Annotated in this window: 22 protein-coding genes; 11 read left to right on the top strand and 11 right to left on the bottom strand. The window is 71.0% G+C overall.

The features are described from left to right. Positions 1 to 21: 21 nt before the first annotated feature. Positions 22 to 2,334: an FdhF/YdeP family oxidoreductase gene (locus BJY18_RS35715; protein WP_184784220.1), complete on the top strand. Its 2,313-nt coding sequence runs from the start codon at positions 22 to 24 to the stop codon at positions 2,332 to 2,334. Between the two features lie 118 nt (positions 2,335 to 2,452). Here the strand turns inward: BJY18_RS35715 and BJY18_RS35710 are convergent, their stop codons facing one another. Genes BJY18_RS35710 through BJY18_RS35700 form a run of 3 tightly spaced genes read right to left on the bottom strand, consistent with a single transcriptional unit; the run spans position 2,453 to position 5,149 of the window. Next, positions 2,453 to 3,931: an LCP family protein gene (locus tag BJY18_RS35710; RefSeq protein ID WP_184784219.1), complete on the bottom strand. Its 1,479-nt coding sequence runs from the start codon at positions 3,929 to 3,931 to the stop codon at positions 2,453 to 2,455. Positions 3,932 to 3,986: 55 nt separating this feature from the next. After that, positions 3,987 to 4,730, bottom strand: a complete 744-nt coding sequence (locus BJY18_RS35705; RefSeq protein ID WP_184784218.1) for an SDR family NAD(P)-dependent oxidoreductase — start codon at positions 4,728 to 4,730, stop codon at positions 3,987 to 3,989. Continuing rightward, the gene (locus BJY18_RS35700; RefSeq protein ID WP_184784217.1) at positions 4,727 to 5,149 is read right to left on the bottom strand and encodes a VOC family protein; all 423 of its coding nucleotides are present in this window, start codon (positions 5,147 to 5,149) and stop codon (positions 4,727 to 4,729) included. The genes BJY18_RS35705 and BJY18_RS35700 overlap by 4 nt, the downstream gene beginning before the upstream one ends. A gap of 72 nt (positions 5,150 to 5,221) precedes the next feature. Between BJY18_RS35700 and BJY18_RS35695 the strand changes: the two genes are divergently transcribed. From BJY18_RS35695 to BJY18_RS35685, 3 genes are all read left to right on the top strand, one after another. Then, the gene (locus BJY18_RS35695; protein WP_184784216.1) at positions 5,222 to 5,896 is read left to right on the top strand and encodes a GntR family transcriptional regulator; all 675 of its coding nucleotides are present in this window, start codon (positions 5,222 to 5,224) and stop codon (positions 5,894 to 5,896) included. Between the two features lie 153 nt (positions 5,897 to 6,049). Further along, positions 6,050 to 7,114 (top strand): LLM class flavin-dependent oxidoreductase, encoded by a 1,065-nt coding sequence (locus tag BJY18_RS35690; protein ID WP_184784215.1) that lies wholly within the window; start codon positions 6,050 to 6,052, stop codon positions 7,112 to 7,114. A 44-nt stretch (positions 7,115 to 7,158) separates the two neighbouring features. Further along, positions 7,159 to 7,992 carry a TetR/AcrR family transcriptional regulator gene (locus BJY18_RS35685; RefSeq protein ID WP_184784214.1) on the top strand — a complete coding sequence of 278 codons (834 nt, stop codon included), beginning with the start codon at positions 7,159 to 7,161 and terminating at the stop codon, positions 7,990 to 7,992. A 47-nt stretch (positions 7,993 to 8,039) separates the two neighbouring features. Here BJY18_RS35685 and BJY18_RS35680 read toward each other — a convergent pair whose 3' ends face one another. The 4 genes from BJY18_RS35680 to BJY18_RS35665 form a co-directional block, all read right to left on the bottom strand. Then, positions 8,040 to 9,284: an MFS transporter gene (locus BJY18_RS35680; protein WP_246459080.1), complete on the bottom strand. Its 1,245-nt coding sequence runs from the start codon at positions 9,282 to 9,284 to the stop codon at positions 8,040 to 8,042. 11 nt (positions 9,285 to 9,295) lie between these two features. Then, on the bottom strand, positions 9,296 to 9,826 hold the full coding sequence (locus BJY18_RS35675) for an ArsR/SmtB family transcription factor (protein WP_184784212.1): 531 nt from the start codon (positions 9,824 to 9,826) through the stop codon (positions 9,296 to 9,298). A gap of 83 nt (positions 9,827 to 9,909) precedes the next feature. After that, complete coding sequence (locus BJY18_RS35670; protein ID WP_184784211.1) at positions 9,910 to 10,050, bottom strand: MFS transporter small subunit; 141 nt, start codon at positions 10,048 to 10,050, stop codon at positions 9,910 to 9,912. Continuing rightward, on the bottom strand, positions 10,050 to 11,405 hold the full coding sequence (locus BJY18_RS35665) for an L-lactate MFS transporter (protein ID WP_184784210.1): 1,356 nt from the start codon (positions 11,403 to 11,405) through the stop codon (positions 10,050 to 10,052). The genes BJY18_RS35670 and BJY18_RS35665 overlap by 1 nt, the downstream gene beginning before the upstream one ends. Positions 11,406 to 11,532: 127 nt before the next feature. Between BJY18_RS35665 and fdhD the strand changes: the two genes are divergently transcribed. Both fdhD and BJY18_RS35655 read left to right on the top strand, forming a co-directional pair. Continuing rightward, positions 11,533 to 12,366: a formate dehydrogenase accessory sulfurtransferase FdhD gene (gene fdhD / locus BJY18_RS35660; RefSeq protein WP_184784209.1), complete on the top strand. Its 834-nt coding sequence runs from the start codon at positions 11,533 to 11,535 to the stop codon at positions 12,364 to 12,366. 177 nt (positions 12,367 to 12,543) lie between these two features. Beyond that, entirely contained in the window at positions 12,544 to 13,455 is a 912-nt protein-coding gene (locus BJY18_RS35655) for an alpha/beta hydrolase (RefSeq protein ID WP_312874073.1), read from the top strand. A 14-nt stretch (positions 13,456 to 13,469) separates the two neighbouring features. Here the strand turns inward: BJY18_RS35655 and BJY18_RS35650 are convergent, their stop codons facing one another. The 4 genes from BJY18_RS35650 to tig all read right to left on the bottom strand — a co-directional run bounded on the left by BJY18_RS35650 (position 13,470) and on the right by tig (position 17,649). Continuing rightward, the gene (locus BJY18_RS35650) at positions 13,470 to 13,871 is read right to left on the bottom strand and encodes a hypothetical protein (protein ID WP_221458144.1); all 402 of its coding nucleotides are present in this window, start codon (positions 13,869 to 13,871) and stop codon (positions 13,470 to 13,472) included. Between the two features lie 80 nt (positions 13,872 to 13,951). Continuing rightward, positions 13,952 to 15,247: an ATP-dependent Clp protease ATP-binding subunit ClpX gene (clpX, locus tag BJY18_RS35645; RefSeq protein ID WP_184784208.1), complete on the bottom strand. Its 1,296-nt coding sequence runs from the start codon at positions 15,245 to 15,247 to the stop codon at positions 13,952 to 13,954. Positions 15,248 to 15,471: 224 nt separating this feature from the next. After that, positions 15,472 to 16,101 (bottom strand): ATP-dependent Clp protease proteolytic subunit, encoded by a 630-nt coding sequence (locus BJY18_RS35640; RefSeq protein ID WP_184784207.1) that lies wholly within the window; start codon positions 16,099 to 16,101, stop codon positions 15,472 to 15,474. Positions 16,102 to 16,269: 168 nt separating this feature from the next. Next, positions 16,270 to 17,649: a trigger factor gene (gene tig / locus BJY18_RS35635; protein ID WP_184784206.1), complete on the bottom strand. Its 1,380-nt coding sequence runs from the start codon at positions 17,647 to 17,649 to the stop codon at positions 16,270 to 16,272. A gap of 177 nt (positions 17,650 to 17,826) precedes the next feature. Between tig and BJY18_RS35630 the strand changes: the two genes are divergently transcribed. From BJY18_RS35630 to BJY18_RS35610, 5 genes are all read left to right on the top strand, one after another. Continuing rightward, on the top strand, positions 17,827 to 18,672 hold the full coding sequence (locus BJY18_RS35630; RefSeq protein WP_184784205.1) for a fructosamine kinase family protein: 846 nt from the start codon (positions 17,827 to 17,829) through the stop codon (positions 18,670 to 18,672). A gap of 86 nt (positions 18,673 to 18,758) precedes the next feature. Continuing rightward, positions 18,759 to 20,264, top strand: coding sequence for a sensor histidine kinase (locus BJY18_RS35625; RefSeq protein ID WP_184784204.1), 1,506 nt, complete (start codon positions 18,759 to 18,761; stop codon positions 20,262 to 20,264). Between the two features lie 70 nt (positions 20,265 to 20,334). After that, on the top strand, positions 20,335 to 22,242 hold the full coding sequence (locus BJY18_RS35620; protein ID WP_184784203.1) for a glycosyltransferase family 39 protein: 1,908 nt from the start codon (positions 20,335 to 20,337) through the stop codon (positions 22,240 to 22,242). A gap of 146 nt (positions 22,243 to 22,388) precedes the next feature. Beyond that, positions 22,389 to 23,672 (top strand): bifunctional glycosyltransferase family 2/GtrA family protein, encoded by a 1,284-nt coding sequence (locus BJY18_RS35615; RefSeq protein ID WP_184784202.1) that lies wholly within the window; start codon positions 22,389 to 22,391, stop codon positions 23,670 to 23,672. Continuing rightward, positions 23,672 to 25,537, top strand: a complete 1,866-nt coding sequence (locus BJY18_RS35610) for an ArnT family glycosyltransferase (protein WP_184784201.1) — start codon at positions 23,672 to 23,674, stop codon at positions 25,535 to 25,537. Before BJY18_RS35615 ends, BJY18_RS35610 begins: the two co-directional genes overlap by 1 nt. The last annotated feature ends 83 nt before the right edge of the window (positions 25,538 to 25,620 follow it).

The following is a 25,620-nucleotide window of genomic DNA, read 5'->3' as shown; positions in this document are numbered from 1 at the left end:
GCCGGGGCGGACGATGGGCAGATGACCCGTGAAGCGCCGGCCGAAGACGTGGACGAAGCCCGTATCGAAGTGGGCAAGCCGAAAACCTGGGCGGCCGGGATTCCCGGTGTGGCGGTGTCGCTCGCCCGCGGCGTCGAGCAGATGGGTGTCGGCCGTACCGCGCGGACGCTGCGCCTGCTCAACCAGCGCGCCGGATTCGACTGCCCGGGCTGTGCCTGGCCGGAGCCGCGGCAGGCCGACGGTGAGAAGCGCAAGCTCGCCGAATTCTGCGAGAACGGCGCGAAAGCGGTCGCCGAAGAAGCCACGAAGCGTCAGGTCGGGCGGGAGTTCTTCGCCGCGCATCCGGTGCCGGAGCTGGCCGAGCGCACCGATTACTGGCTCGGCCAGCAGGGCCGGATCACCGAGCCGTTCGTGCTGCGCGAGGGCGGCACGCACTACGAGCCGATTTCCTGGGACGACGCGTTCGCGCTGGTCGCCGGCGAGCTGCGCGGGCTGACGAGCCCGGACGAGGCGATCTTCTACACCTCCGGCCGCACCAGCAACGAGGCCGCGTTCGCCTACCAGCTGCTCGTGCGCTCGTTCGGCACGAACAACCTGCCGGACTGCTCGAACATGTGCCACGAGTCCTCCGGCGCGGCGCTGTCGGCGGCCACCGGCGTCGGCAAGGGCTCGGTGACGCTGGCCGACCTGCACCGCGCCGACCTGATCGTGGTCGTCGGGCAGAACCCGGGCACCAATCACCCGCGCATGCTCTCGGCACTGGAAGAGGCCAAGGGCAACGGTGCGCGGATCGTGGCGGTGAACCCGCTGCCCGAAGCCGGGCTGATGCGGTTCAAGAACCCGCAGAACGTGCGCGGGGTGGCCGGCAAGGGTTCGCCGCTGGCCGACGAGTTCGCGCAGATCCGCGTCGGCGGGGACCTGGCACTGTTCCAGGCGGTCGGGCATCTGCTGCTGGAGTGGGAGGAAACGGCGCCGGGGTCGATCGTCGACCGGGAGTTCGTGGAGAGCGAGACGCTCGGCTTCGAGGACTGGGCCAAGCAGCTGCGGGAGGTCGACTGGCCGGAGATCGGACGTGCCACCGGCCTGGACCGCGCGCAGATCGAACGGATCGCCCGGATGATCGCCGGGTCCGAGCGCACCATCTACTGCTGGGCGATGGGCCTGACCCAGCACAAGCACGCGGTGCCCACGATTTCGGAGATCGCGAACCTGGCGCTGGCCCGCGGCATGATCGGCCGGCCGGGCGCCGGACTGTGCCCGGTCCGCGGCCACTCGAACGTGCAGGGCGACCGGACCATGGGCGTCTGGGAGAAGATGCCCGAGAAGTTCATGGACTCCCTGGACCGCGAGTTCGGCCTCGCCGTGCCACGCAAGCACGGCTGGGACACCGTCGACTCGATCCGCGCCATGCGGGACGGGCTGGGCAAGGTGTTCTTCGCGATGGGCGGCAACTTCGCCTCGGCCACCCCGGATTCCGAGCGCACGGCCGAAGCACTGCGGTCCTGTTCGCTCACCGTGCACGTGTCGACGAAACTCAACCGTTCGCACGTCGTGCCGGGGCGCACCGCGTTGATCCTGCCGACGCTCGGACGCACGGAACGGGACGTGCAGGAGTCCGGGCCACAGTTCGTGACCGTCGAGGATTCGATGTCGCAGGTGCACGCTTCACGCGGGCGGCTGGCCCCGGCGAGCGAGCATCTGCTGTCCGAAGTCGCGATCGTGTGCCGGCTCGCCGAGCGGCTGCTCGGGCCGGACCACGCGGTGCCGTGGCGGTCGTTCGAACAGGACTACGACCTCATCCGCGACCGCATCGCGGCCGTGGTCCCCGGTTGCCAGGACTACAACCGGCGGGTCCGGGAACCGGACGGGTTCACGTTGCCCCATCCGCCGCGGGACTCGCGCCAGTTCACCGGGACGGCCACCGGCAAGGGCATGTTCACCGTGTCCGGCCTGGAATACCCGGAAGTGCCCGAGGGCAGGCTGCTGCTGCAGACCCTGCGTAGCCACGATCAGTACAACACCACCATCTACGGGTTGTCCGACCGCTACCGCGGCATCGAGGACGGCCGCCGCGTGGTGTTCGCGCATCCGGAGGACCTGGCCGCCCTGGGCGTCGCGGACGGCGAAATCGTGGACCTGGTCTCGGAATGGCTCGACGGCGAACGCCGGGCGCCGGCCTTCCGCGCCGTGGCCTACCCGACCGCCCGCGGCTGCGCGGGCGCCTACTTCCCGGAGGCGAACGCGCTGGTACCGCTGGACTCTGTCGCGGAGAAGTCGAACACGCCGGTGTCGAAGGCGATCGTGGTGCGGCTCGAACCACACCACCACGCCTGACCCGCTCGCCCTGCCTCACCCACCCGGTGCTCGCCGGGCGCTCTGTGGAGTTCCGTGAAGGCCCCCTTCAGGGACTCTAGTTCTCTGAAGGAGGCCTTCACGGACTTGCGGCCGGTGGTCAGTCGACGCAGTTCTCGCCGGCCGAGGTGATCGGCGGCTCCTCGGTGCGGGCGGCGCCGCGGGCAGCAACACTCCCGGCAGCACCCAGCGCCGCGCCACCCCCGGCAGCACCCAGCGCGGCACCACCGCCCGCGGCGACTCCCGGTCCGGAGTAGACCGAGCCGAGCACCACCTCGATGTGTCCCGCGGGCACGTCCGCGGACTCCGCCGTGGTGAGGCCGCCGAGGTCGTTCGCGATCGACTTCGCCTCGTCGGCCAGCGCGGCCGGGTACCGCACCAGCGAAGTCCGCCGGGTCGGCGCGTTGCCGGTCGGGCCGGGGGTGAATCCCTTGCCCTTCAGGACATCCGCCACCCGTCCGGCCAAGCCCTCGGTGGACCCCGCGTTGGAGACGTCCACGGTGGCCTTCCCCGACCCCGCGGCCGGCTTCGGCGCGGCGGCCCCGATCAGCCCGGCGGCGAACGTCTCGACCTGCTCCGGATCGACCTGCACCGCGGTCCAGGTCGGGTGCGCCGGGTTGTAACGGTAGTCCGGGTTCACCACCGGCACCGTGGCGAACTTGATCCCGCCGCCGGACACTCCGCGCATCCGGGCGACGAAGTCCAGCAGGTCCCAGTTCTGGTCCAGCACCACGGATTCCTTCACCGCGTCGATCAGCGCGCCCATCTTGCCCGGATCGGCCAGCGTGCCCGCGGACAGCACCTGACCCGCGAGCGAGGCGAGGAACACCTGCTGGCGGCGCACCCGGTCGAGGTCGCTGCGCGGCAGGTTCTTGCGCTGCCGGACGAAGGCGAGTGCGTCGGCACCGGCGATCTTCTGCTCTCCCTTGACGAAGTTCGCCCCGGAGTCCGGATCGTGGGTGGCCTGGTTCAGGCACACCTGGACCCCGCCGATCGCCTTGCTGATCTGGTAGAAGCTGAGCAGGTTCACCTCGGCGTAGTGGTCGATGGTGACCCCGGTCAGGTCCTCCACCACCTGCCGGGTGGCCCGCCGGCCCGCGGTCAGCGAGCCCTCCTCGATCCGGCCCTTGTCGCTCTCCCCGCCGGCCCGCAGTTTCTTCGCCTCGGCGAGCTTGGCCCGGCCGAACGCGGAGTTGATCTTGTCCTTCCCGCCCCCCGGTATCGGCACGTAGGAGTCCCGCGGGATGGAGAACGCCTGCACCGCCTGCTGGCCGTTCGGAATGCGCAGCACGATCAGGGTGTCGGTGAGATCGTCGGCGCTGTCTCCTGCGCGCAGTTCCCGCAGCATGTCCGCGGGCAGCGGGTTGCCCTGCTTGTCGGTCCGCGAGTCCCGGCCCACCATCAGGATGTCGACCGCTCCGTCGGCGGGCTGCTCCCCCGGAGTGGCACCACCCGGGGAGTCGATCACGTTGCTTCGCGTGATGTCTTCCAGCGACTGCAAAGTGGCGTACCCGTAGGCCGTGCCGGCGAACACCACCAGCGCGAGCCCGGACACGACGATTTTCCCGGCGATCCGCACACCTCATCGACGTCCCCGGGCCGCCATCTGCTGCACGGGTGACTCAGTTCACAGCTCAGCGCAGGTGGGACGCGCCGTTCAGATCGAGCACCGCACCGGAGGCCCAGGTCGCTTCCGCCGAGGCCAGGAACACCACCGCGTCGGCGACCTCCTCGGGCTCGGCGACCCGGCCGAACGGGCTCTGCCGGCGCACCTGCTCGGTCAGCCGGCCCGCCACGCGTTCGGTGGCGGTGAAACCCGGCGCGACCGAGGTGACCGCGATCCCGTGCGGGGCCAGCGCGACCGCGAGGGACTGGCCGAGCGCGTGCAGTGCGGCCTTGCTCGCGCCGTAGGCCGGGTGTTCGGGCTCGCCGCGGAACGCCCCGCGCGAGCCGACGTTCACGATCCGGCCCGGCGCACCGCGGGCGATGAGGTGCCGGGCGACGTGGAACGAGACGTTCGCCGCGCCCAGCAGGTTCACGTCCACCGTGCGCCGCCAGACCTCCTGCCACTGCTCGTAGGAGCCGTCCGCGATCGGGGTGGCGGTCTCCGGTGAGGTGCCGATCGCGGCATTGTTGACCAGCACGTCCACCCCGCCGAGCTGCTTCTCGGCCACCTCGGCGATCCACTGCGCCGCCTCCGGGTTGCCGAGGTCGCCGGACACCAGCACGTGCCCGGAGCCCGGCAGCGCGTCCAGCGTCTCCCGCGCGGCCTTCCGGTTGGATCCACAGTGGACGGCGACCCGGTCGCCCCGGGTGGCGAAGGCGACGGCGATGGCGCGGCCGATCCCGCGCGAGGCACCCGTGACGAGGACGTTCATTTCGCGAACAACTGCGACTCGTCGCGGAACGCCTTGAACTCCAGGGCGTTGCCTGCCGGATCGTGCAGGAACATGGTCCACTGCTCCCCCGGTTCCCCGGCGAAGCGCTGGTAGGGCTCGATGACGAACTCGGTGCCCGCCCCGCGCAGCCGGCCGGCGAGGTCGTGGAAGCCGTCGACGTCGAGCACCAGGCCGAAATGCGGCACCGGCACGTCGTGCCCGTCCACCGGATTGCGGCCCGCCTCGGACCGCGCCCCCGCCACGACGTGGGTGACCACCTGGTGGCCGTGGAAGTCCCAGTCGACCCAGGCCGATGCCGAGCGGCCCTCGGACAGGCCGAGCACGCCGCCGTAGAACTCGCGGGCGCGGGCCAGGTCGTCGACCGGGATGGCGAGGTGGAACGCGGGACGGGCGGGCATGGGCACTCCTCGGGAGGTCGGGACCGGAAACCCCACGTTGACCGGCGAATGTCCGAATGTCAACATTAGCCCGTGGAAGTCACCCCGCTGAGGAAGGCGGCCCGTCGCGGACTGGCCGAGGAAGCCGCCGACCGGGTCCGTGAGGCGATCTTCGCCGGCCACTTCCCGCCCGGCGCACCCCTGCGCGAGGTCGAGCTGGCTGCGTCGCTGGAGATCAGCCGCGGCTCGGTCCGCGAAGGACTGGCCCTGCTGGCAAGGGAAGGCCTGATCCACGGCGGCTGGCACCGGCCGACCACAGTGGTCGACGTGACCGCCGTTGACGTGGAGGAGGTCTACTCCGTCCGCGCCGCGCTGGACCGGCTGGCCGCCACGACCGCACGTGCGCACGCCACGCCGGAGAACCTGGCCGGCCTGGACACCCGGGTGACGGAGCTGGCGACCGCCGTCCGTGGACGCGCCGACGGCCCCCGGTTGCTGGCGCTGGACATCGCCTTCCACGACCAGGTCTACGCCGCCGCCGGCAACGCCCGCCTCACCGAGGCGTGGCATGCGGTGCGCTCCCAGGTGTATCTCTTCCAGCTGCAACGAATTTCCGCGGGAAACGAGCACTACCGCGCGCGAGTGGTGGCCGAGCACCGCGAACTGGCCACCCTGATCCGCGACGGCGAACCGGCCCGGCTGGCCCGCGCCGCGGAGGATCACGTGCACTCCGCGCGCCGAAGCCTGCTCACCGAACTCCGCGGTTGAGGTCTGCACGATCGAGGTCGCGGATCCGTCGCGGCGTCCGGGAGAGAGACCGGTCGCGACGACGATGCGCAGGGAGACCGTTCCGGCGGTGATGCGTCCTGGGCAGCACGCTCGACACTTGCTGACACTGACATAGATGTTTACTGTTGCTAAGTGTCAGTGCGAGCGAAGGAGCCGATGATGATCGAAACCTGGAATTTCTCCTTGTTCAACGCGGGCACCGTGCCCGGTGAGCAGGATCCGACGCCGGAACAGCTCCAGGCCGCTTACTCGCGTTACCTGCGGTTGTGGGTGGACTGCGAGCGCTTCGGGTTCGACGGGGTGGCTTTCGCCGAGCACCACTTCACCCCGACCGGTCTCGCGCCCTCGACACATCTGCTCGTGGCGGCGGTCGCCGCGCAGACCTCGACCCTGCGTCTGAGCACCCTCGGCGGTGTTCTGCCGCTGCACGACGCCCGCCGCTTCGCCGAAGAGGTGGGCATGCTCGACTACCTCACCCAGGGCCGTTACGAACCCGGCATCGCCCCGGGTGCCGGCAGCGTCGAGGCACGCAAAGCCGGTCTGTCCACTGAGGACATCCGCCCGCGGTACCACAGCGGGGCCGACCTCCTGCGCAAGGCCGCGGAAGATCCCACAGTCACCCACCAGGACCAGTTCTACAACCTCGACCGGGTCACTCTCTCGCCGCGGATCCGTCCCGGCACGGGCGACAAAATCTGGGTGACCGCCATGTCCCCGGAATCCGCCGCGTGGGGCGGGCGACGCGGCCACAAGGTCTGCACCGCCTTCCTTCCGACGCCCGAGGCGAACGCACTGGCGCAGCACTACCGCGACGCCGTCACCGATGCCGGGCGGCCGCTCGACCCACGCAACCTCGGCCTCCGCCGCCGGGTTTTCGTCGCCGGCTCCGACTCCGAGGCCGAGGAGAAGCGCGAAGCCGCGATCGACGTCTTCCGGCGGGACGTCCAGTCCCTCGAAGCCGCCGACAACAGGATCGCCCGGCTGCACAGCCACCCCGACGACTTCGCCGTCGGCTCTCCGAAGACAGTCACCGAGCGGCTGGTCGAGCAGTGCCGCGCGGGCGGCTACGGCTCGCTCGTGGCGTTCACCGACTTCGCCCTGTTCGACCACGCCGACCTCGTGCGTTCCCACGAGCTGATCGGCACCGAGGTCGCCCCGGCCCTGCGGGCAGCGGGCCTGGCCGAAGTCCGCGGCTAGAATCGGCGGGTCCGCGTCCCACCCCCTCCGGAGGCGACGAGCCGATGAGCACCGACGGCCGCGCACCGAGCCGCTCCGCCGAGGTACACCAGGACCTGGTCGATGCCGCGCTGAACGCCGCCCGCCGGCTCGACAAGGACATCGCGGACGTGTCCGTGCAGGCCATCGCCGAGGACGCCGGAATCTCGCGGAGCACCCTGCTCCGGCGACTCGGCGGCACCCGGCACGCGCTCGACGCGGCGGTACGGGCCGCCGGGATCGATCCCGGCGGCCGGCGGCCGGTCCGCGATCGTGCCGTCGAAGCCGGTGCCCGCCTGGTCGGCGAGCTCGGCCTCGCCGCGTTCACCGTCGAAGCCGTCGCCGCCGAGGCCGGCTGCTCGATCCCGAGCCTCTACGCCACTTTCACCAGCCGTGACGGACTGCTGCTGGCCGTTTACGACCGCTACAGCCCGACCTCGGACGTCGAAGCCCACCTCAACTCGGCCGGCGACGACCTCGCGGCGACCCTGCGCACCTTCTGCCGGCTCATCGGCGAGAACTTCCAGCGACAGCCCCGCGTCCTGCCCGCCATTCTCGCCGAGATCCTGGCCCGGCCGCAGGATCCGGCCATCCAGTCGTTGCTGAGCCGGCATCTGCCCTGGCTGCTGGACGGGGCCGGGGCCTGGCTCGGCCGGGAGATCCGCCGCGGCCGGATCCGCGACCTCCCCGTCCCGCTGCTGCTGCAACAGCTCATCGGGCCGGTCCTGCTGCACGCGCTCAGCCGTCCGGTGGACGAGACGCTCGCCGTCCTCGGCCTCCCCGAAGCCGGGGAGGCGTACGACTTCTTCGCGGACAACTTCCTGCGTGCGGTCGGCATCCCCGGCCCGGACGGCCGCTGAGCACGCCCGCCGTTCGCCGGCAGCCGCGGCCTCCACGGCTGCTCGAACTACTCCGGCTGGACCGCCGGCTCGACCGGTTGCTGCTCGACCCGGGCCAGTGCCGCCTCGATCCGCCGGTTGCTGGTCATACTCATCGTCACCAGCATCATCGTCACCAGAACACCCGCGGCGATCAGGTAGGGCGCCCGGACGCCGGCCGCGGCGGCCAGCCAGCCGCCCAGTACCGCGCCGAGAGGTCCGGCGGAAACGGCGACCAGCCGCGACGCCGCGGTCACCCGGCCCATCAGCCTCGCCGGGGTCACCGCCTGCCGCAGCGCCGAGCCGAGCACCATGGTGGCCGCCATCGCGCACCCCACCACGACGAACATCGCACCGCCGAACCACGGGTCGCGGGCCAGCCCGAAGGCGAGCACGGCGCCGCCCTCGACCAGCGCGGTCACGGTGAGCGCGGTGCCCGTCCCGAGCCGCCTTTCCAGCGGACCGGCCACGACCATCGCCCCGAGCAGTCCGCCGACGGCTTCCGCGGCCAGCAGGAAACCGTATCCGGCCGCACCCAGCCCGAGCGCGTCGCGGGCGAACAGCACGAGCACCGCCCCGAACGCGCCGAAGGCCAGGTTGCCCACCGCGGGCCGCAGCGCGAGCCCGAGCAGCAACCGGTCCCGCACCAGGTGACGCAATCCCTCCTTCGACTCCGCCCACACCGAGCGGCCCTGCTGCCGCGGCGGGACCGGCACCCGGGGCAGGCCGCGGATCAGCACCGCACTGACCACAAAGGACACCGCGTTCACCCCGAACGGGACGGTACGGCCCAGCGCGAAGAGGAAACTGCCGGCCGGCGGCCCGACGAACTGCCCCGCCGTGGTCGAGGTACCCCGCAGATACCCGTTGGCACGCCTGAGCAGAGTCTGGTCGCGGGCGAGCAGATCCGGCAGATAGGCCTGCGCCGCGGTGTCGAAGAACAGCTGCCCGGTGCCGAGCAGGAACGCCACCCCCAGCAGCACCGGGATGCTGAGCAGGCCGAAGATCCCGGCGGCCACGGTGAACACCAGCAGCGCCGCACGGGCCAGATCGGCGACCCACATCGTGCGCGGGCGATCCCAGCGGTCCACGAGCGCACCCGCGAACAAGCCGGCCACGGGGTACGGCGCGAGCGTCGCCGCGGTGACGAGGCTGACCACCAGCGGATCGCGACTCAGCAGCAGAGCCAGCAAAGGAAGCGCGGCTTCGTAGGCACCATCGCCGAGCGAGCTGACCGTCGCCGCCGTCCACAATCGGCGAAAAGCACGTGGCATCGCGGGCGCGGTCATTCGGCCGCGCCCTTGCCCGGACGGAAGAACGCGACCGCCGCGGTCGCCGCCGGGGCGTCCGGGTCGCGAGCGTCACGCAGGTCGTCGAGCAGCTCGCCCAGCCGCCGCTCGAACTCGGCGAACTGCGCCTCCCCGATCCTCGTGTGCTGCATCCGGACGTAGCGCGGCGTCCCCTCCGGCGCGGTCGCCAGGTCGGCCAGCGCGTGCTGCATCAGCACATCCCGCTGCCCCGCCACCGGTTCGGGCAGCACGATCCGGCGGCCGACGTGCGCGTAGTAGCGCTCCACGACGCCACGCACCTTGCGCGTGCGGACGACGTGGATCAGCCCCGCCCGCTCCAGCACCCGCACGTGGTAGCTGGAGCTGCCTTTGGCCAGGCCCAGCCGCTCGGCGAGCTGGGTGATGGTCGCCGGACCATCCCGCAGCGCGGCCAGCACGCGATGGCGCACCACGTTGTTCACCGCACGCAGCTGTTCGGTGGTCCGGATGTGCACGGCGTCCTGCGCCGGTGTGTCTTCCCCAGGCATGCGCTCAATAGTCAACAACTCTTGACTGTTTGTCCAGTGAAAAACCCCGGACGGATCCGGGGCTTTTCAGCGGCGCCGGCGGCTCAGCCGCCGAACAGGTCGACGACCTTGGTGATCAGCTCGACCACGCCGTAGACGAACGGCGCCAGCACCCACACCCAGGCGAGCACGAGCAGGGCCGTACGGCCGCCGGAGCGGCCCTCGGCCGGTGTCGATGCGTTCATCAGGCCTCACTCCCCACCTGGGTACCGCCGGCAGGCTCGTGGTAGCGCTCCTTGACCGGGCGCACGCATTCGTTCGCGATGAAGCCGACCACGAGCAGGCCGATCATGATGTAGAAGGACGTCGCGTAGAGGTCCGGGCCGGTCTTGCCCGCCGCCTTCTGGCTGTCGGCGATCCCGTCGACGATCAGCGGGCCGAGCACCCCGGCGACCGACCACGCGGTGAGCAGCCTGCCGTGGATGGCGCCGACCTGGTAGGTGCCGAACAGGTCCTTGAGGTAGGCCGGGAGCGTGGAGAACCCGCCGCCGTAGAAGGAGAGGATCAGCATCGCGCACAGCACGAACACCAGCTTGGAGCCGTTCGTGGTCAGCGCGATCACCAGGTACAGCAGGGCGCCGACACCGAGGTAGAACCGGTAGATGTTCTTGCGCCCCACCGAGTCCGACACCGACGACCACACGAACCGGCCGAGCATGTTGGTCAGCGAGAGCATCGCGACGAACCCGGCGGCCGCGGCGGTGCCGACCGGCGCCGAAGTGCCCTTGAAGAAGTCCGTGATCATCGGCGCGGCCTTCTCGAGGATGCCGATGCCGGCGGTCACGTTGAGGCACAACACGATCCACAAGCACCAGAACTGTGGGGTCTTCAGCGCGTTCGCGGCGGAGACGTTCGCGGTGGAGATCAGCGGTTTGGCGGCGTCCGCCTTCGGCGTCCAGCCCGCCGGGCGCCAGCCCTCGGCGGGTACCCGCACGATCAGCACACCCAGCGTCATGAACACGGCGTAGACGAGACCGTGCACGAGGAAGGCCACCGCGATGTCACCGGTGCCCGGCGAGCTGCCGAGCATCGCCGAGGACCACGGCGAGGCGATCAGCGCGCCGCCGCCGAAGCCCATGATCGCGATGCCGGTCGCCATTCCCGGCCGGTCCGGGAACCACTTGATCAGCGTCGAGACCGGGGAGATGTACCCGATGCCGAGCCCGATCCCGCCGATCCCGCCGTAGCCCACCACCACGAGCCAGAACTGGCCGGTGGCGACACCGAGCGCGGAGATCAGGAAGCCGGCCGAGAAGCACACGGTGGCCACGAACATCGCCCAGCGGGGGCCGTTCTTCTCGACCAGTGTCCCGCCGAAGGCGGCGGACAGGCCGAGCATCACGATGCCGAGCTGGAACGGCAGCCCGGACTGGGTGCCGGAGAGATGCAGGGTCTTCTCCAGCGGGGTTTTGAACACGCTCCACGCGTACGCCTGCCCGATCGAGAGATGGATGGACAGCGCGGCGGGCGGGACCAGCCAGCGTGTCCACCCGGGCGGTGCCACGATACGAGAGCGGGCGAGGAAGCCGGGGACGGCCATCGTCAGACTCCTCCGAACTATGAGGGGGTGCAGGGAATGTATTACCAAACCGTCGTCGTTGCACCGGCCGGATGTCGTATGTCTGGTTCGTCGGGTAACGAATTCGGGACGAAAAGGTGGAGGGACGATGGGCAGACTCACCGTGCGGCGGCCGGTGCGGCGGATCTCCGCTGACGGCGAGCGCCGTCGACCGGACTCGCTCGCCGCGGAGGAACCGCTGGAGCTGCGCGTCGGCGGCAGATCCCTGGCGGTGACGATGCGCACACCCGGCCACGATGTGGAACTGGCGCACGGTTTCCTGTTGTCCGAAGGGGTACTCGGCGCGCGGGAGGACATCGCGGTGGCCCGGTACTGCGACGGCGTCGACGACCGGGGACGCAACACCTACAACGTGCTCGACGTGACGCTCGCGGAGGGAGTGTCACCACCGGACACCGGAGTGGAACGGAATTTCTACACCACCTCCTCGTGCGGCGTCTGCGGGAAGGCGGCGCTGGACGCGGTGAAGCTGCGCAGCCGTTTCTCCCCGGCCTCCTCGGCGTTCACAGTGTCCACAGAGGTGCTGGCACACCTGCCGGACGCGTTGCGGGAACAGCAGAAAGTGTTTTCCGCCACGGGCGGCCTGCATGCCGCCGCGCTGTTCACCGCCGACGGCGAGCTGGCGGTGGTGCGCGAGGACGTCGGACGGCACAACGCGGTCGACAAGGTGCTCGGCTGGGCGTTGCAGGCCGGCCGGATCCCGGCGCCGGACCTCGGGCTGCTGGTGTCGGGGCGGGCGTCGTTCGAGCTGGTGCAGAAGGCCGCGATGGCGGGGATCGGGCTGCTCGCGGCCGTCTCGGCGCCGTCGTCGCTGGCGGTGGAGCTGGCCGAGGAGAACTCCATGACCCTGATCGGCTTCCTGCGCGGGGACAGCATGAACGTCTACACCGGGGACCGGCGGCTGCTCGGACTCTCCGGCTGAAGTCCACTTCGGACGACGCGGAGCGTCCACAGTGGTCGCGTCACCCGATCCGGTCGGACGGTGTCCCCATTGTCCGCTTTCGGAGGGTCGGTGTGGTGTCCATCCGCGTGAAGATTTCGCAACGCAACGTTTCGGTCCGCCACGGCGTCCTAGGCTGTATGGGGGACGGAGGGACAGGTGGACGAACCAACCGGTGACCGGCGGCGGGTGAGCCGTCGTTCACTGCTCATCGCGGGCGCGTCGGGACTCGGCGTGGCCGGCGTGGCCGTGGGCACCGCGACCGGCGTCGTGCCGTTCAGCCAGGCGCTGCAGCGGGCACTCGGGGTCGCCTCGTCCACCCCGGTCACGCAGCTGGGCAGCATGCGGGTCGAGCGGGTGTACTCCGCGGCTCGCGGGCGCATGGTGAACCTGGTGTTCCTGCTGCCGAGCAAGCACCCTCCGCGCGGGCTGCCGATGTCCCTGCTGCTGCACGGCCTGCACGGCAACGCCCGCTCCGCCGCGCCGAGCGGACTGCTCAGGCAGCTCGGCAGCGACGTCGCGCGCAAGGCCGTGCGCCCGTACGGCTACGTCGCCGTGGACGGCGGCGACAACTACTGGCATCCGGTCCACCCCGGTGACGACCCGATGGCGATGCTGCTGGAAGAGGTCCCCCAGTGGCTGCGGGCACGCGGCTTCGCCGGGCCCGACGGACAGCCGTTCGCCTGCGCGGGAGTGTCGATGGGCGGCTTCGGGGCGATGCTCTACGGCCGCCGCCGTGCCGAACGCCGCCAGCCACCCGCCGCGATCGCGGCCGTCTCCCCCGCGCTGATCACGTCGTGGCCGGAGATGGAGAAGCGCCGCATCTTCACCGGCCGCACCGACTGGACGGCGCTGGACCCACTGCGCCATCCGAGCGCACTGAACGGCATCCCGACCGCCGTCTACTGCGGCACCGAGGACCGGTTCATCACCGGCGTCCGGGAGTACATCACGGCCACCCACCCGGCCGTGGCCTACACCGCCAAGGGCAGGCACAGCGACACGTTCTTCCGCACGGTGGTCCCGAGCCTGGTCAGCTTCCTGGGCAAGCACCTGCCCCGGACTGCGTAAAGGGAGCGGACCGGTCAGGAGACCCAGCGGGCGACCACGGAGATCAGCCAGAAGCCGATCATCGCCGACAGCGCGCTCAGCAGGGACCAGCGGAGCTGGTGGACCCGGGTCTGCGCGGTGCGCAGGCGGTGCAGGAAGAGGTAGGCCGCGCCGAACAGCGGGATCGGGATCAGCGGCAGCGGGGAGAGCCGGGTGCCGATCGCGACCAGACAGACCAGCGTGCAGAGGCCCAGGAAGATCTCGGACGCGCGCGGCAGCCACGGGCAGCGCGTCAGGACGGACCCCACCACGCGCTCGCTGAGCTCGACGATGCCGACCGGGGTGGCCGGCGACGAGCCGGCGGGGTCGGAGGAAACCGCTTCGGCCGGGTCGGCGGTGTCGTCCCCCGGGGGTGCGGTCAGCGGCACGGTCGTCATCCTGTTCATTATCGCGCCTGCCGCGAACACCCTGGCAGCCGACTCCTCCTAAGCTCCGCGGGCGCCGCGGCGGCGGCCGATCAGGCGGACTTCTCGCCCCGCTCGCTGCGCGTGCGCCGCGAGGGCTGCCGGGCCACGATCGTGGGGTTCACGTTCTCCCGCACGGTCTGCTCGGTGATCACGACCTTCGCCACGTCCTCGCGGCTCGGGATGTCGTACATGACCGGCTGGAGGACTTCCTCCATGATCGCGCGCAGGCCACGGGCGCCGGTACCGCGCAGCACCGCCTGGTCGGCGATCGCCTCGAGCGCGGTCTTGGTGAACTCCAGTTCCACGTTGTCCAGCTCGAAGAGCTTCTTGTACTGCTTCACCAGTGCGTTGCGCGGCTGGGTGAGGATGGAGACCAGCGATTCCTTGTCCAGGTGGTTCACCGTGGCGACCACCGGGAGGCGGCCGATGAACTCCGGGATCAGGCCGAACTTGATCAGGTCCTCGGGCATCGTCTCGGAGAAGACGTCGCTGCCTTCGATCTCGGCCTTCGTGCGGATCTCCGCGCCGAAGCCGAGGCCCCGCTTGCCGACCCGCTCGTTGATGATCTTCTCCAGCCCGGCGAACGCGCCGGCCACGATGAACAGCACGTTCGTGGTGTCGATCTGGATGAACTCCTGGTGCGGATGCTTGCGCCCGCCCTGCGGCGGCACCGACGCGGTGGTGCCCTCGAGAATCTTCAGCAGCGCCTGCTGCACACCCTCGCCGGACACGTCACGGGTGATCGACGGGTTCTCCGACTTGCGGGCGATCTTGTCGACCTCGTCGATGTAGATGATGCCGGTCTCGGCGCGCTTGACGTCGTAGTCGGCCGCCTGGATCAGCTTGAGCAGGATGTTCTCCACATCCTCGCCCACGTAGCCCGCCTCGGTCAGCGCGGTGGCGTCCGCGATCGCGAACGGGACGTTGAGCAGCTTGGCCAGCGTCTGCGCGAGGTAGGTCTTGCCGCAGCCGGTGGGGCCGAGCATCAGGATGTTGGACTTGGCCAGCTCGACCGGCTCGTCCTTGGAGTCCTTCGGCCCGGCCTTGTCCTCGGCCTGGATCCGCTTGTAGTGGTTGTACACCGCGACCGCGAGGGTCTTCTTCGCCTCGTCCTGGCCGATGATGTACTGCTCGAGGAAGTCGCGGATGTCCGCGGGCTTCGGCAGCTCGTCGAGTTTGACGTCGCCGGCCTCGGCCAGCTCCTCCTCGATGATCTCGTTGCAGAGGTCGATGCACTCGTCGCAGATGTACACCCCGGGGCCGGCAATGAGCTTCTTCACCTGCTTCTGGCTCTTCCCGCAGAAAGAACACTTGAGCAGATCCCCGCCGTCACCGATCCGTGCCATGGCCGTTGACCTCGTCCCCTCCGGTGCGCGGGGTGCGCACCTGCTCTCTCTGGCGGTCCCGGGCCTCACCGACTCGACCCGGGGCTGCACGCATTGCCACCGACGGTACCCGTCCGAAGCCGCGAACGGGAGCACCCCGGCCCCGGTGCGGGAACGTCGAACCTACGACAGTAGACCAGCGGGCCGGTGCACGGCGAGGATTGCCCGCGCACCGGCTCGTCGGATCAGTTCGCCGAAGCCTTCCGGTACGGGAGCACCTCGTCGATCATGCCGTAGGCCTTGGCCTCCTCGGCGGTGAGGATCTTGTCCCGCTCGATGTCGGCCTGGATCTCCTCGGGCTCCTTGTTCGTGTGCTTGGCCAGGATGATCTCCATCTGGCGGCGCACCCGCTTGATCTCGGCGGCCTGGATCTCCAGGTCGGAGACCTGCCCGTAGGTGCCCTCGGTGGCCGGCTGGTGGATCAGCACGCGCGCGTTGGGCAGCGCCATGCGCTTGCCCGGCGTGCCGGCCGCCAGCAGCACCGCGGCGGCCGAGGCGGCCTGGCCGAGGCACACGGTGGAGATGTCCGGGCGGATGTACTGCATGGTGTCGTAGATCGCCATCAGCGAGGTGAACGACCCGCCAGGGGAGTTGATGTAGATGCTGATGTCGCGGTCCGGGTCCTCGTGCTCGAGGTGCAGCAGCTGGGCCATCACGTCGTTGGCCGACGCGTCGTCCACCTGCACGCCGAGGAAGATCGTCCGCTCCTCGTACAGCTTGTTGTACGGGTTGGACTCCTTCACGCCGTAGCTGGTGCGCTCGACGTAGGAAGGCAGGATGTACCGCGCCTGCGGAGCCCGCCGGAAGTCGCTCATGAAGGGTCTCCTTGCACTTCGCGCTCGGTTGATCGGGGTGGGCCGGCTCTGGCGCGGCGCGGTCGCGGGGACCGCCGCCGCACTGGAGCCGGTACTGGATCTCGTATCCGACCCTAACGAACTCGGGCGGTGCAGAATGCCTGACACCGCCCAAGTTCGCTCACAGCTTTACTCCGCGGACGCGGCCGCCGTCTCCTCGGCCGCCGGGGCCTCCTCGGTTTCGGCCTCGTCGGAGCCGAACAGCTCGGACAGGTCCACCTCGGCGCCGGAAGCGTCCTTCACCGTGGTGCCTCGCACCACCGAGGCGAGCGCCTTGCCGCGGCGCACGTCGGCGTAGATGGCGGTGAGCTGGCCGGACTGCTGGGCCCGCTGCACGTACTCGTCCGGGCTGACGCCGAAGCGCTGGGCCTGGTAGACGATCCGCTCGGTGAGCTCGCCGTCGTCGACCGTGGTCTGCTCGTCGTCGGCGATGGTGTCCAGCAGCAGCTGCGTGCGGACGGCCTTCTCCGACTCCTCCTGGACCTCGGTATTGAACTCGTCCAGCGTGCGGCCCTCGGCCTCGAGTGCCTCGGCGAACTTCGCCTCGTCGTGGTCGAACGGGTGCACCGCGTCGTGCTTGCGGTTCTCGACCTCGGCCTCGAGGACCTTCTCCGGGATCGGCACCTCGGTGCGCTCGAGCAGAATGTCCAGGACCTTGTCGCGGGCCTGCACACCCTGCTGCATCTTCTTCACCCGGCCGAGCCGCTCGCGCAGGTCCGCGCGCAGCTCGTCGACGGTGTCGAACTCGCTGGCCAGCTGGGCGAACTCGTCGTCGGCCTCGGGCAGCTCCCGCTGCTTGACCGACTGCACGGTGACGGTGACCTCGGCGTCCTGGCCGGCGTACTCCCCGGCCACCAGCTTGGTGGTGAAGGACTTGGTCTCGCCGGCGTTGGCGCCGACGATCGCCTCGTCGATGCCGTCCACGAGCTGGCCGGAGCCGATCTCGTAGGACAGGCCGGTGGTCGAGGCCTCCTCGACCGGCTCGCCGCCGACCGTGGCGGCCAGGTCGATCGACACGAAGTCGCCGTTCTCGGCCGGCCGCTCGACCCCGGTCAGGGTGCCGAAGCGGGCGCGCAGCTCGTCGAGCTGCTCGGCGACCTCCTCGTCGGTGGTCTCGACGTCGTCGACGCTGATCTCCAGGCCCTCGAGGTCGGGCAGCTCGATGGCCGGGCGCACGTCGACCTCGGCGCTGAACTCCAGCACGTCGCGGTCCTCGAGCTTGGTGACCTCGAACTCGGGCTGGCCCAGTGTGCGGACCTCGCCGGCGCGCACGGCCTCGATGTACTTGGCCGGGATGGCCTCGTTGACGACCTCGTCGAGCACCGGCGCGCGGCCGATCCGGCTTTCCAGGACGCGAGCGGGCGCCTTGCCGGGCCGGAAGCCCGGGATGCGCACCTGCTGGGCGATCTTGCGGTAGGCGCGGTCGAAGTTCGGCTTGAGCTCGTCGAACGGCACCTCGACATTGATCTTCACTCGCGTCGGGCTGAGCTGCTCGACGGTGCTCTTCAAGATCTTCTCCTCGAGCGGTAAACGATACGGGTTGCGAACGTCCCTCGGGACGCCCCCGGTCACCTGCTGACCGGGACGTCCGAGTCTAGGCCAGAGGCGTGACGAGACCGGCCCGGGGGCCATCCGCGCACGTCCCGGTCAGCGGCCGGGCGCGGGCGCGGGCGTAGCGTGCGGGACGTGGTTCCCCGGCAGCGCTCCGAAGGACCGGCCGAAGCGGCCGCGCGGCTCACCGGCCGGGCCGTGACCGGCGCCGGGCACACTGGCTCCCTCGGCCGGGTCACGCTGGCCGGCGGTGCGGTCGCGGTGGTGAAGTACGCCCCCGGGGCGGCCGCGGCCGAAGCCGCCGGGCTGCGCTGGCTGGCCGACGCCGGAGCGGTGGCGGTGCCGCGGGTCCACGGGGCCGACGCGGACTGGCTCGTGCTCGACCTCGTCGACGCGTCCTCCCCCACTACTGCCGCGGCGGAGACGTTCGGACGCGAACTTGCCGCTCTGCACGCGGCCGGCGCACCGTCGTTCGGCGCTCCCCCACCGGGCGGTCCCGCGGACGCGTGGATCGGAAACGCATCGATGCGGAACGTGCCCGGGGACAGCTGGCCGCAGTGGTACGCCGAACACCGCGTGTTGCCGTACGTGCGCACTGCGGTCGACGCCGGCGCGCTGAGTTCTTCGGAAGCGGCAGTGATCGAACGGGCCTGCGCGCGGTTTCCGGACACCACCGAAGCACCGGCTCGGCTGCACGGTGATCTGTGGAACGGCAACGTGCTGTGGAGCGACCGTGGCGCCGTCCTCATCGATCCGGCAGCGCACGGTGGGCACCGTGAGACGGACCTGGCGATGCTGCACCTGTTCGGCTGCCCGCGCTTGGAGCGCGTCGTCGCGGCGTACCACGAAGCCGCACCGCTTGCCGACGGGTACCGCGAGCGCATACCGCTGCACCAACTGTTCCCGCTGCTCGTGCACACCGTCTTGTTCGGACGGTCTTACGCCGCGCAGGCCGTCGCCGCGGCGCGGTCACTGGGCTGAAACTGACCTGCACGCACTGACGACCGCACAGCGGACTCACAGGCGGCACATATCGCAGCCACACAGAGTCCTCGCACGCTCGAGGGGTGACTGTTCGCGCGAAGCTCGCTGCCACCCGCTTTGGGCGGCTCTCGCTACGCGTGAAGCTGACCGTGGCGATCGTGCTGCTGCTCTCCTTTGTGTGCCTGGTGATCGGCGTGGTGAGCGAGTTCGCGTTGCGGGCGTTCCTCACGTCGCAGGCCGACAACCAGCTGTATGCCGCGGCCGGCCGCGCGAAGGAGTTCGCCACGCACGACGGACCGCTCGGCGGGCACAACCCGCTGGACGCCCCCGGGCAGGGCGCGGGAACGGTCAACGTGCACTTCTCCGACGGCAGGCTCGTGAACGGCGGCGCGCTGTCGGCGCATGGCGAGCGCATCACGCTGACCCCGGACGAAGTGGCGGTGCTGCAGGGTCTCCCACCGGACGGTCATGCCTACACGAGCACGATCGGGGACCTCGGGGACTACCGGCTCACCGCGATGCCGATTCCCGGCGGCGTGGTGGTGACCGGGGTACCGCTGGACCAGATGCAGCAGACGCTCCTGACCGTCGGGCTGATCCTGTTCGGCGTGGCGGCGGCCGGGGTGACCGCGGCGGCGTTCGTCGGCGCGTTCGCGGTGCGCCGCACGCTGCGCCCGCTCGAGCGGGTCGCTGCGACCGCGTCGCGGGTGTCGGAACTGCCGCTGGACCGCGGTCACGTCGACCTGTCCGTACGGGTGCCCGATCCGGACACCGACCCGCGCACCGAGGTGGGCCAGGTCGGCGCGGCACTCAACCTGATGCTCGGGCACATCTCCGCGGCACTGGAGGCCCGGCACGTGAGCGAGCTGCGGGCCCGCCAGTTCGTCGCGGATGCCAGTCACGAGCTGCGCACCCCGCTCGCGGCCATCCGCGGGTACGCGGAGCTGGCCGGACGCGGCCGCGCGCTGGTGCCCTCCGACGTCGCCCGGTCCATGAGCCGCATCGAATCCGAGGCCGGCCGGATGACGACGCTCGTGGAGGACCTGCTGCTGCTCGCGCGGCTCGACGCGGGCCGCCCGCTCGACGTCGCCGAGGTCGACCTGTCCCGGCTCGTCGCGGACGCGGTGAGCGACGCGCACGTGGCGGGACCGGGGCACCACTGGCAGCTCGCACTGCCGGACGCGCCGGTCTTCGTGCTCGGCGATGTGCAACGCCTGCACCAGGTCCTGGCCAACCTGCTGGCGAACGCGCGCATGCACACGCCGCCGGACACGACGGTGGTCACCGCGCTCGCGCAGTCCCCAGACGGCAGCGCCGTGGTGACCGTGACCGACACCGGCCCGGGCATCCCGCCCGAACTCCTGCCGGAGGTCTTCGAACGATTCGCACGCGGCGACTCCTCCCGATCGCGGGCGGCCGGGTCGACCGGGCTCGGCATGGCAATCGCGGCCGCGGTGCTCGTCGCCCACCACGGAACCATCGAAGTGCACAGCCGCCCCGGCCGCACGGAGTTCGCGGTCCGGCTGCCCACGGCGGTCCCCGCGCAGCGCCAGCTGCCCACCGCGTCATCCCCCGCCCGGTTGCCGTGAAGGGGCGCTGCACAGCAGGCGCACAGGGTGGACATACCGCTGCCCCAGGTCGGGGCGCGAGTGTGGCGGCATGACCGCAGTCGTGACCCCTGAAGCAGCGCCGAGCGCGCTCGTCCCGTCCCGGCGACGACCCCCGTGGGTACGTCCGGTGCTGGCAGCCCTGCTCGTCGCCACCGCCGCGCTCTACCTGTGGGGCCTGGGGGCTTCCGGGTGGGCCAACGCCTTCTACTCCGCCGCCGCGCAGGCCGGTTCGCTCAGCTGGAAGGCGCTGTTCTTCGGCTCGAGCGACGCGGCCAACGGCATCACCGTGGACAAGACGCCGGCCGCGTTGTGGGTGATGAGCCTCTCCGCCCGGCTGTTCGGAGTGAGCAGCTGGAGCGTGCTCGTCCCGCAGGCGCTGATGGGAGTGGGCTCCACCTGGCTGATGTACGCGACGGTGCGCCGCACGTCCGGGTCCGCGGCCGGGCTCATCGCCGGCGCCGTGCTCACCCTCACGCCGGCGGCCGCGCTGATCTTCCGCTTCAACAACCCCGACGCGCTGCTCGTGCTGCTGCTCGTCGCGGCCGCCTACTGCACGGTGCGCGCCATCGAGAAGGCCGGCCCGAAGTGGCTGGTGCTCGCCGGTACCGCGGTCGGCTTCGGTTTCCTGGCCAAGATGCTGCAGGCGACCCTGGTGCTGCCCGCGTTCGCCTTGGCCTACCTCGTGGCCGCGCGGACGTCGCTGGGCAAACGTCTGCTGCACCTGCTCGCCGGACTGGCCGCCGTGGTCGTGTCGGCCGGCTGGTATCTCGCCGTGGTCGCGCTGTGGCCGGCTGCGGACCGGCCGTACATCGGCGGTTCGCAGAACAACAGCCTCCTCGAACTCACCTTGGGCTACAACGGTTTCGGCCGGATCACCGGCGACGAGACGGGCAGCGTCGGCGGCGGGTCCGTCGGCGGTCCCGGTGGCGGCTCCGGCGGCGGCTGGGGCAGTACCGGGCTGTTCCGGCTGTTCGGCAGCGAGATGGCCGGCGGGATCGCCTGGCTGCTGCCCGCGGCGGTGCTCGCCTTCGGAGCCGGGGTGTGGTTCACCCGCCGCGCACCGCGGACCGACCCCGGCCGCGGCGCGCTGCTGATCTGGGGCGGCTGGCTGGTCATCACCGCCGCAGTCTTCAGCTTCATGGGCGGGATCATCCATCCCTACTACACGATCGCGCTCGCCCCGGCGATCGCCGCGCTCGTCGGCACTGCGGTGGTCCAGCTGTGGCGGCTGCGGACGGACCCGGTCGCCGCCGGACTGCTCAGTGGCGGTCTCGCCCTGACCACCGTCACGACTTTCGTCCTGCTCCGGCAAGAACCGTCGTGGCAACCGTGGCTCGCGCCGTGCATGCTCGTGGCCGGACTGTGCTCGGCCGTGGGACTGTTCTTTGTCAACCAGTTCAACCGAGCGTTCGCGCGATCCCTTGCGGTGGCGGGGATGGTGACGCTGCTCGCCGGCACCGGCGCGTACAGCGTCGCGACCGCGGCGACCCCGCACACCGGGGCGATCCCATCCGCCGGACCGGCGTCCGGCCGGAACTTCGGCGGGATGGGCGGCGGAATGCGTGGCGGACCGGGTGGCGGCGGACCCGCGGGCGGACTGCTCGGCACGACGCTGCCGGGCTCGAACCTGACCGCGCTCCTGAAAGCGGGCGCCGACGGCTACACCTGGGTGGCGGCCACGGTGGGCTCCAACAACGCCGCCGGATACCAGCTCGGCAGCGGGCAGCCGGTCCTCGCGGTGGGCGGGTTCAACGGCACCGACCCGTATCCCACCCTCGAACAGTTCGAGCAGTGGGTGCGTAACGGGACAATCCACTACTTCCTCGGCGACGGCATGACCATGCCCGGCGGCCGCAGCAGTGGCAGCGATCTGGCGCAGCAGATCGCCGACTGGGTGGCCGACCACTACGAACCGACCACTGTGGACGGTGTCGTGGTGTACGACCTGACCCGCTGACTCCGGCCGGACACACCCCTGGACGACTGCGCTTGCCCAGGGGTTCCGTGCTGTCCGGTCAAGATCACCTGAGTGGGGCAAGACCCACAGCGGCCGCACAGCAACACCACAAGGTGGGCAAAGCCCCGCCGACGACCGTGAACGTCATGAACGCCACCGCCCCCTCCCGCAGCAGCGCCGGCGCCGTGCCCGCACCGCGGCCCGGGACGACCCCGGTCGGCCTCGGCGGCCCGCATCCCGTGCTCGACATCGTCATCCCGGTCTACAACGAGGAAGCCGACCTCGAACCGTGCATTCGCCGGCTGCACGCCTACCTCGCCGAACGATCCGGCTACCCGTACCGGATCACCGTGGCGGACAACGCGAGCACCGACGGCACCTTGCGGGTCGCCGAGCGGCTGGCCCGCGAATTCGCCGAGGTCGAGGTCCACCACCTCGACGAGAAGGGCCGCGGCCGGGCCCTGCACGCGGTGTGGTCCGCTTCGGACGCTGCGGTGCTCGCGTATATGGACGTGGACCTGTCCACGGACCTCGCCGCGTTCGGGCCGCTCGTCGCGCCGCTGCTGTCCGGGCATTCCGACGTCGCGATCGGCAGCCGCCTCGCCCGTGGCGCGCGCGTCGTCCGCGGCCCCAAACGAGAGTTCATCTCACGCTGCTACAACCTGATCCTCCGCAGCACGCTCGCCGCACGGTTCTCCGACGCGCAGTGCGGTTTCAAGGCCATCCGCGCGGACGTCGCGCGGCGGCTGCTGCCGCACGTGCGGGACACCGGCTGGTTCTTCGACACCGAACTGCTCGTGCTCGCCCAGCGTGCCGGGCTGCGGATCCACGAGGTGCCGGTCGACTGGGTCGACGACCCGGACTCGTCGGTCAACATCGCCGCGACCGCGACCGCGGACCTCAAAGGCATCGCCCGCATCACCCGCGCCACCTTCACCGGGCAGATCCCGGTGCACCGGCTGCGTGAGCAGCTCGGCCGGGAACCGATCGGAGTGGAGGCACCCGGAGTGTCGCCCCGCCTCGTCACCCAGCTCGTCCGGTTCGCCGCGGTGGGCGTCGCCAGCACTGCCGCCTACCTGCTGTTGTTCCTGCTGCTGCGCACCGTGGTGGGCGCGCAGGCGGCGAACTTCACCGCGTTGCTGATCACGGCCATCGCGAACACCGCGGTGAACCGGCGGGTGACCTTCGGCGTCCGCGGTCGCGCCGGCGCCGGACGGCACCAGTTCGAGGGCCTGATCGTGTTCGGGCTCGGTCTCGTGCTGACCAGCGGCTCGCTCGCGCTGCTCAACCACACCGCGAACCCCGGAATCGTCCTGGAGACCACTGTGCTCGTCGTGGCGAACCTCGCCGCCACAGTGCTCCGCTTCCTGCTGCTGCGTGGCTGGGTCTTCAACCCGCGCCGCGGGCGTACCGTCCCCGAGGAGTCCTGATGACCGTCCTGTCCGCCCGTCCCGCCGCGACCCGGGCGCGGGATCCGCGGCACCGCACGGGAAACGCCCCGCCGTGGACCCGGTTCGCCGCACTCGGCCTGCTGGTGGTCACCGCGGTGCTGTACTTCTGGAACCTGACCGCCTCCGGCTACGGCAACTCGTTCTACGCCGCCGCCGTCCAGTCCGGCACGCAGAACCTGCAGGCGTGGCTGTTCGGCTCCCTGGACCCGGGCAACGTGATCACTGTCGACAAACCGCCTGCCGCCCTGTGGGTGACCACCGCGTTCGCCCGCGTCTTCGGGTTCTCCAGTTTCACCGTGCTGGCCCCGCAGGCGCTGATGGGAGTCGCGTCGGTCGGTCTGCTGTACCTGACCGTGCGCCGGGTGTCCGGTCCGCTGCCGGGGCTGCTGGCCGGCGCGGGGCTCGCGCTGACCCCGGTGGCCGCGCTGATGTTCCGGTTCAACAACCCGGATGCGCTGCTCGTGCTGCTGCTGGTGGCGGCCGCCTACTGCACGGTCCGAGCGATCGAGAACGCGAGCCCGAAATGGCTGGTGTTCGCCGGGACCGCGATCGGCTTCGGCTTCCTGACCAAGATGATGCAGGCATTCCTGGTGCTGCCCGCGTTCGCGCTGGCCTACCTCGTGGCTGCGCCGGCGACGCTCGGCAAACGCTTGCTGCACCTGCTTTCCGCGGCGGGCGCGGTGCTCGTGTCCGCGGGCTGGTTCGTGGCGCTGGTGGAACTGTGGCCCACGGCGTCGCGGCCCTACATCGGCGGTTCGACCGGGGACAGCCTGCTGGAGCTGGCGCTGGGCTACAACGGTCTCGGCCGGATCTTCGGCGGCGACGGCAACGGCGGCCCGGGCGGCGGCCCCGGCGGCGGGGGCGGTGGCGGTAACGCGATGTTCGGGGGCGACTCCGGTCTGGGCCGGATGTTCGGCGCCAGCTTCGGCACCGAGGTCTCCTGGCTGCTGCCGGCCGCGCTGCTCGGCCTGGCGGCCGGGCTGTGGTTCACCCGCCGGGCGGCCCGCACCGACCGCACCCGGGCCGCGCTCGTGGTCTGGGGTGGCTGGCTGCTGGTGACCGCCGTGGTGTTCAGCTTCATGGGCGGCACCATCCACCCGTACTACGCGGTGCAGCTCGCCCCGGCGATCGCCGCGGTGGTCGCAATCTCGGGACACGCCTTGTGGCGGGGCCGCGCCTACCTGGCGCCGCGCATCCTGCTGGGCGCGATGATCGCGGTGACCGCGGTGTGGGACTTCATCCTGCTCGACCGCACGCCGGACTGGCTGCCGGCGCTGCGCTGGGTGATCGTGGTGCTGGGGCTGGTCGCCGCCACATTCGTGGTGGTGGGCCTGCCGCGGCTGCGGACGCTGATCGCCGGGCTGGCCGTGGCCACCGTCGTCACGCTCGGCGCGGGGACCGCCGCCTACGGCGTGGAGACGGTTTCCGTGCCGCACAGTGGTTCCATCCCGACCTCCGGGCCGCAGACGAGCGGAGCCGGCGGGATGGGCGGCTTCGGCGGCGGTGGTCCCGGGATGGAGCGCGACAGCGCCGCGCTCGGGCAGCTGCTGGCGCGGACCACGACCAAGTGGGCCGCGGCGACCACGAGCTCCCAGTCGGCGGCGAGCCTGGAGCTGGCCAGCGGCAAGGGCGTGATCGGCATCGGCGGCTGGATGGGCAGCGATCCGGCGCCGACGCTGGCGGAGTTCCGGCAGTACGTGGCCGCGGGTGAGGTCTCGTACTACGTGGACGGCGGCCGCGGCGGCGGCCCGGGTGGCGGGTCGAGTGAGATCGGCGACTGGGTGGCGGCGAACTTCACCGCCACGACGGTGGACGGCCAGACCGTGTACCGGCTGGTGTACTGACCCGCCCGGACCGGAAGGCCTGTCGCAGGGGGCAGGCCTTCCGGTCCGGTGTCCGGGACGACAGCGCGAGCAGGGAAATCCTC

The sequence above is a fragment of the Amycolatopsis jiangsuensis genome, from assembly GCF_014204865.1.
Taxonomy (GTDB): domain Bacteria; phylum Actinomycetota; class Actinomycetes; order Mycobacteriales; family Pseudonocardiaceae; genus Amycolatopsis; species Amycolatopsis jiangsuensis.
The sequence above is the reverse complement of the archived record's forward strand: the minus strand, read 5'-3'. Positions and strand labels throughout refer to the sequence as shown.

Coding starts and splice junctions, on each gene's coding strand:
- BJY18_RS35670 (WP_184784211.1), bottom strand. CDS start 10,050: ATGAACGCATCGACACCGGCCGAGGGCCGCTCCGGCGGCCGTACGGCC.
- BJY18_RS35640 (WP_184784207.1), bottom strand. CDS start 16,101: ATGAGCGACTTCCGGCGGGCTCCGCAGGCGCGGTACATCCTGCCTTCC.
- BJY18_RS35705 (WP_184784218.1), bottom strand. CDS start 4,730: ATGAACGTCCTCGTCACGGGTGCCTCGCGCGGGATCGGCCGCGCCATC.
- BJY18_RS35650 (WP_221458144.1), bottom strand. CDS start 13,871: ATGACGACCGTGCCGCTGACCGCACCCCCGGGGGACGACACCGCCGAC.
- BJY18_RS35680 (WP_246459080.1), bottom strand. CDS start 9,284: ATGCCACGTGCTTTTCGCCGATTGTGGACGGCGGCGACGGTCAGCTCG.
- BJY18_RS35685 (WP_184784214.1), top strand. CDS start 7,159: ATGAGCACCGACGGCCGCGCACCGAGCCGCTCCGCCGAGGTACACCAG.
- BJY18_RS35610 (WP_184784201.1), top strand. CDS start 23,672: ATGACCGTCCTGTCCGCCCGTCCCGCCGCGACCCGGGCGCGGGATCCG.
- BJY18_RS35615 (WP_184784202.1), top strand. CDS start 22,389: ATGAACGCCACCGCCCCCTCCCGCAGCAGCGCCGGCGCCGTGCCCGCA.
- clpX (WP_184784208.1), bottom strand. CDS start 15,247: ATGGCACGGATCGGTGACGGCGGGGATCTGCTCAAGTGTTCTTTCTGC.
- BJY18_RS35665 (WP_184784210.1), bottom strand. CDS start 11,405: ATGGCCGTCCCCGGCTTCCTCGCCCGCTCTCGTATCGTGGCACCGCCC.
- BJY18_RS35620 (WP_184784203.1), top strand. CDS start 20,335: ATGACCGCAGTCGTGACCCCTGAAGCAGCGCCGAGCGCGCTCGTCCCG.
- BJY18_RS35715 (WP_184784220.1), top strand. CDS start 22: ATGACCCGTGAAGCGCCGGCCGAAGACGTGGACGAAGCCCGTATCGAA.
- BJY18_RS35675 (WP_184784212.1), bottom strand. CDS start 9,826: ATGCCTGGGGAAGACACACCGGCGCAGGACGCCGTGCACATCCGGACC.
- fdhD (WP_184784209.1), top strand. CDS start 11,533: ATGGGCAGACTCACCGTGCGGCGGCCGGTGCGGCGGATCTCCGCTGAC.
- BJY18_RS35700 (WP_184784217.1), bottom strand. CDS start 5,149: ATGCCCGCCCGTCCCGCGTTCCACCTCGCCATCCCGGTCGACGACCTG.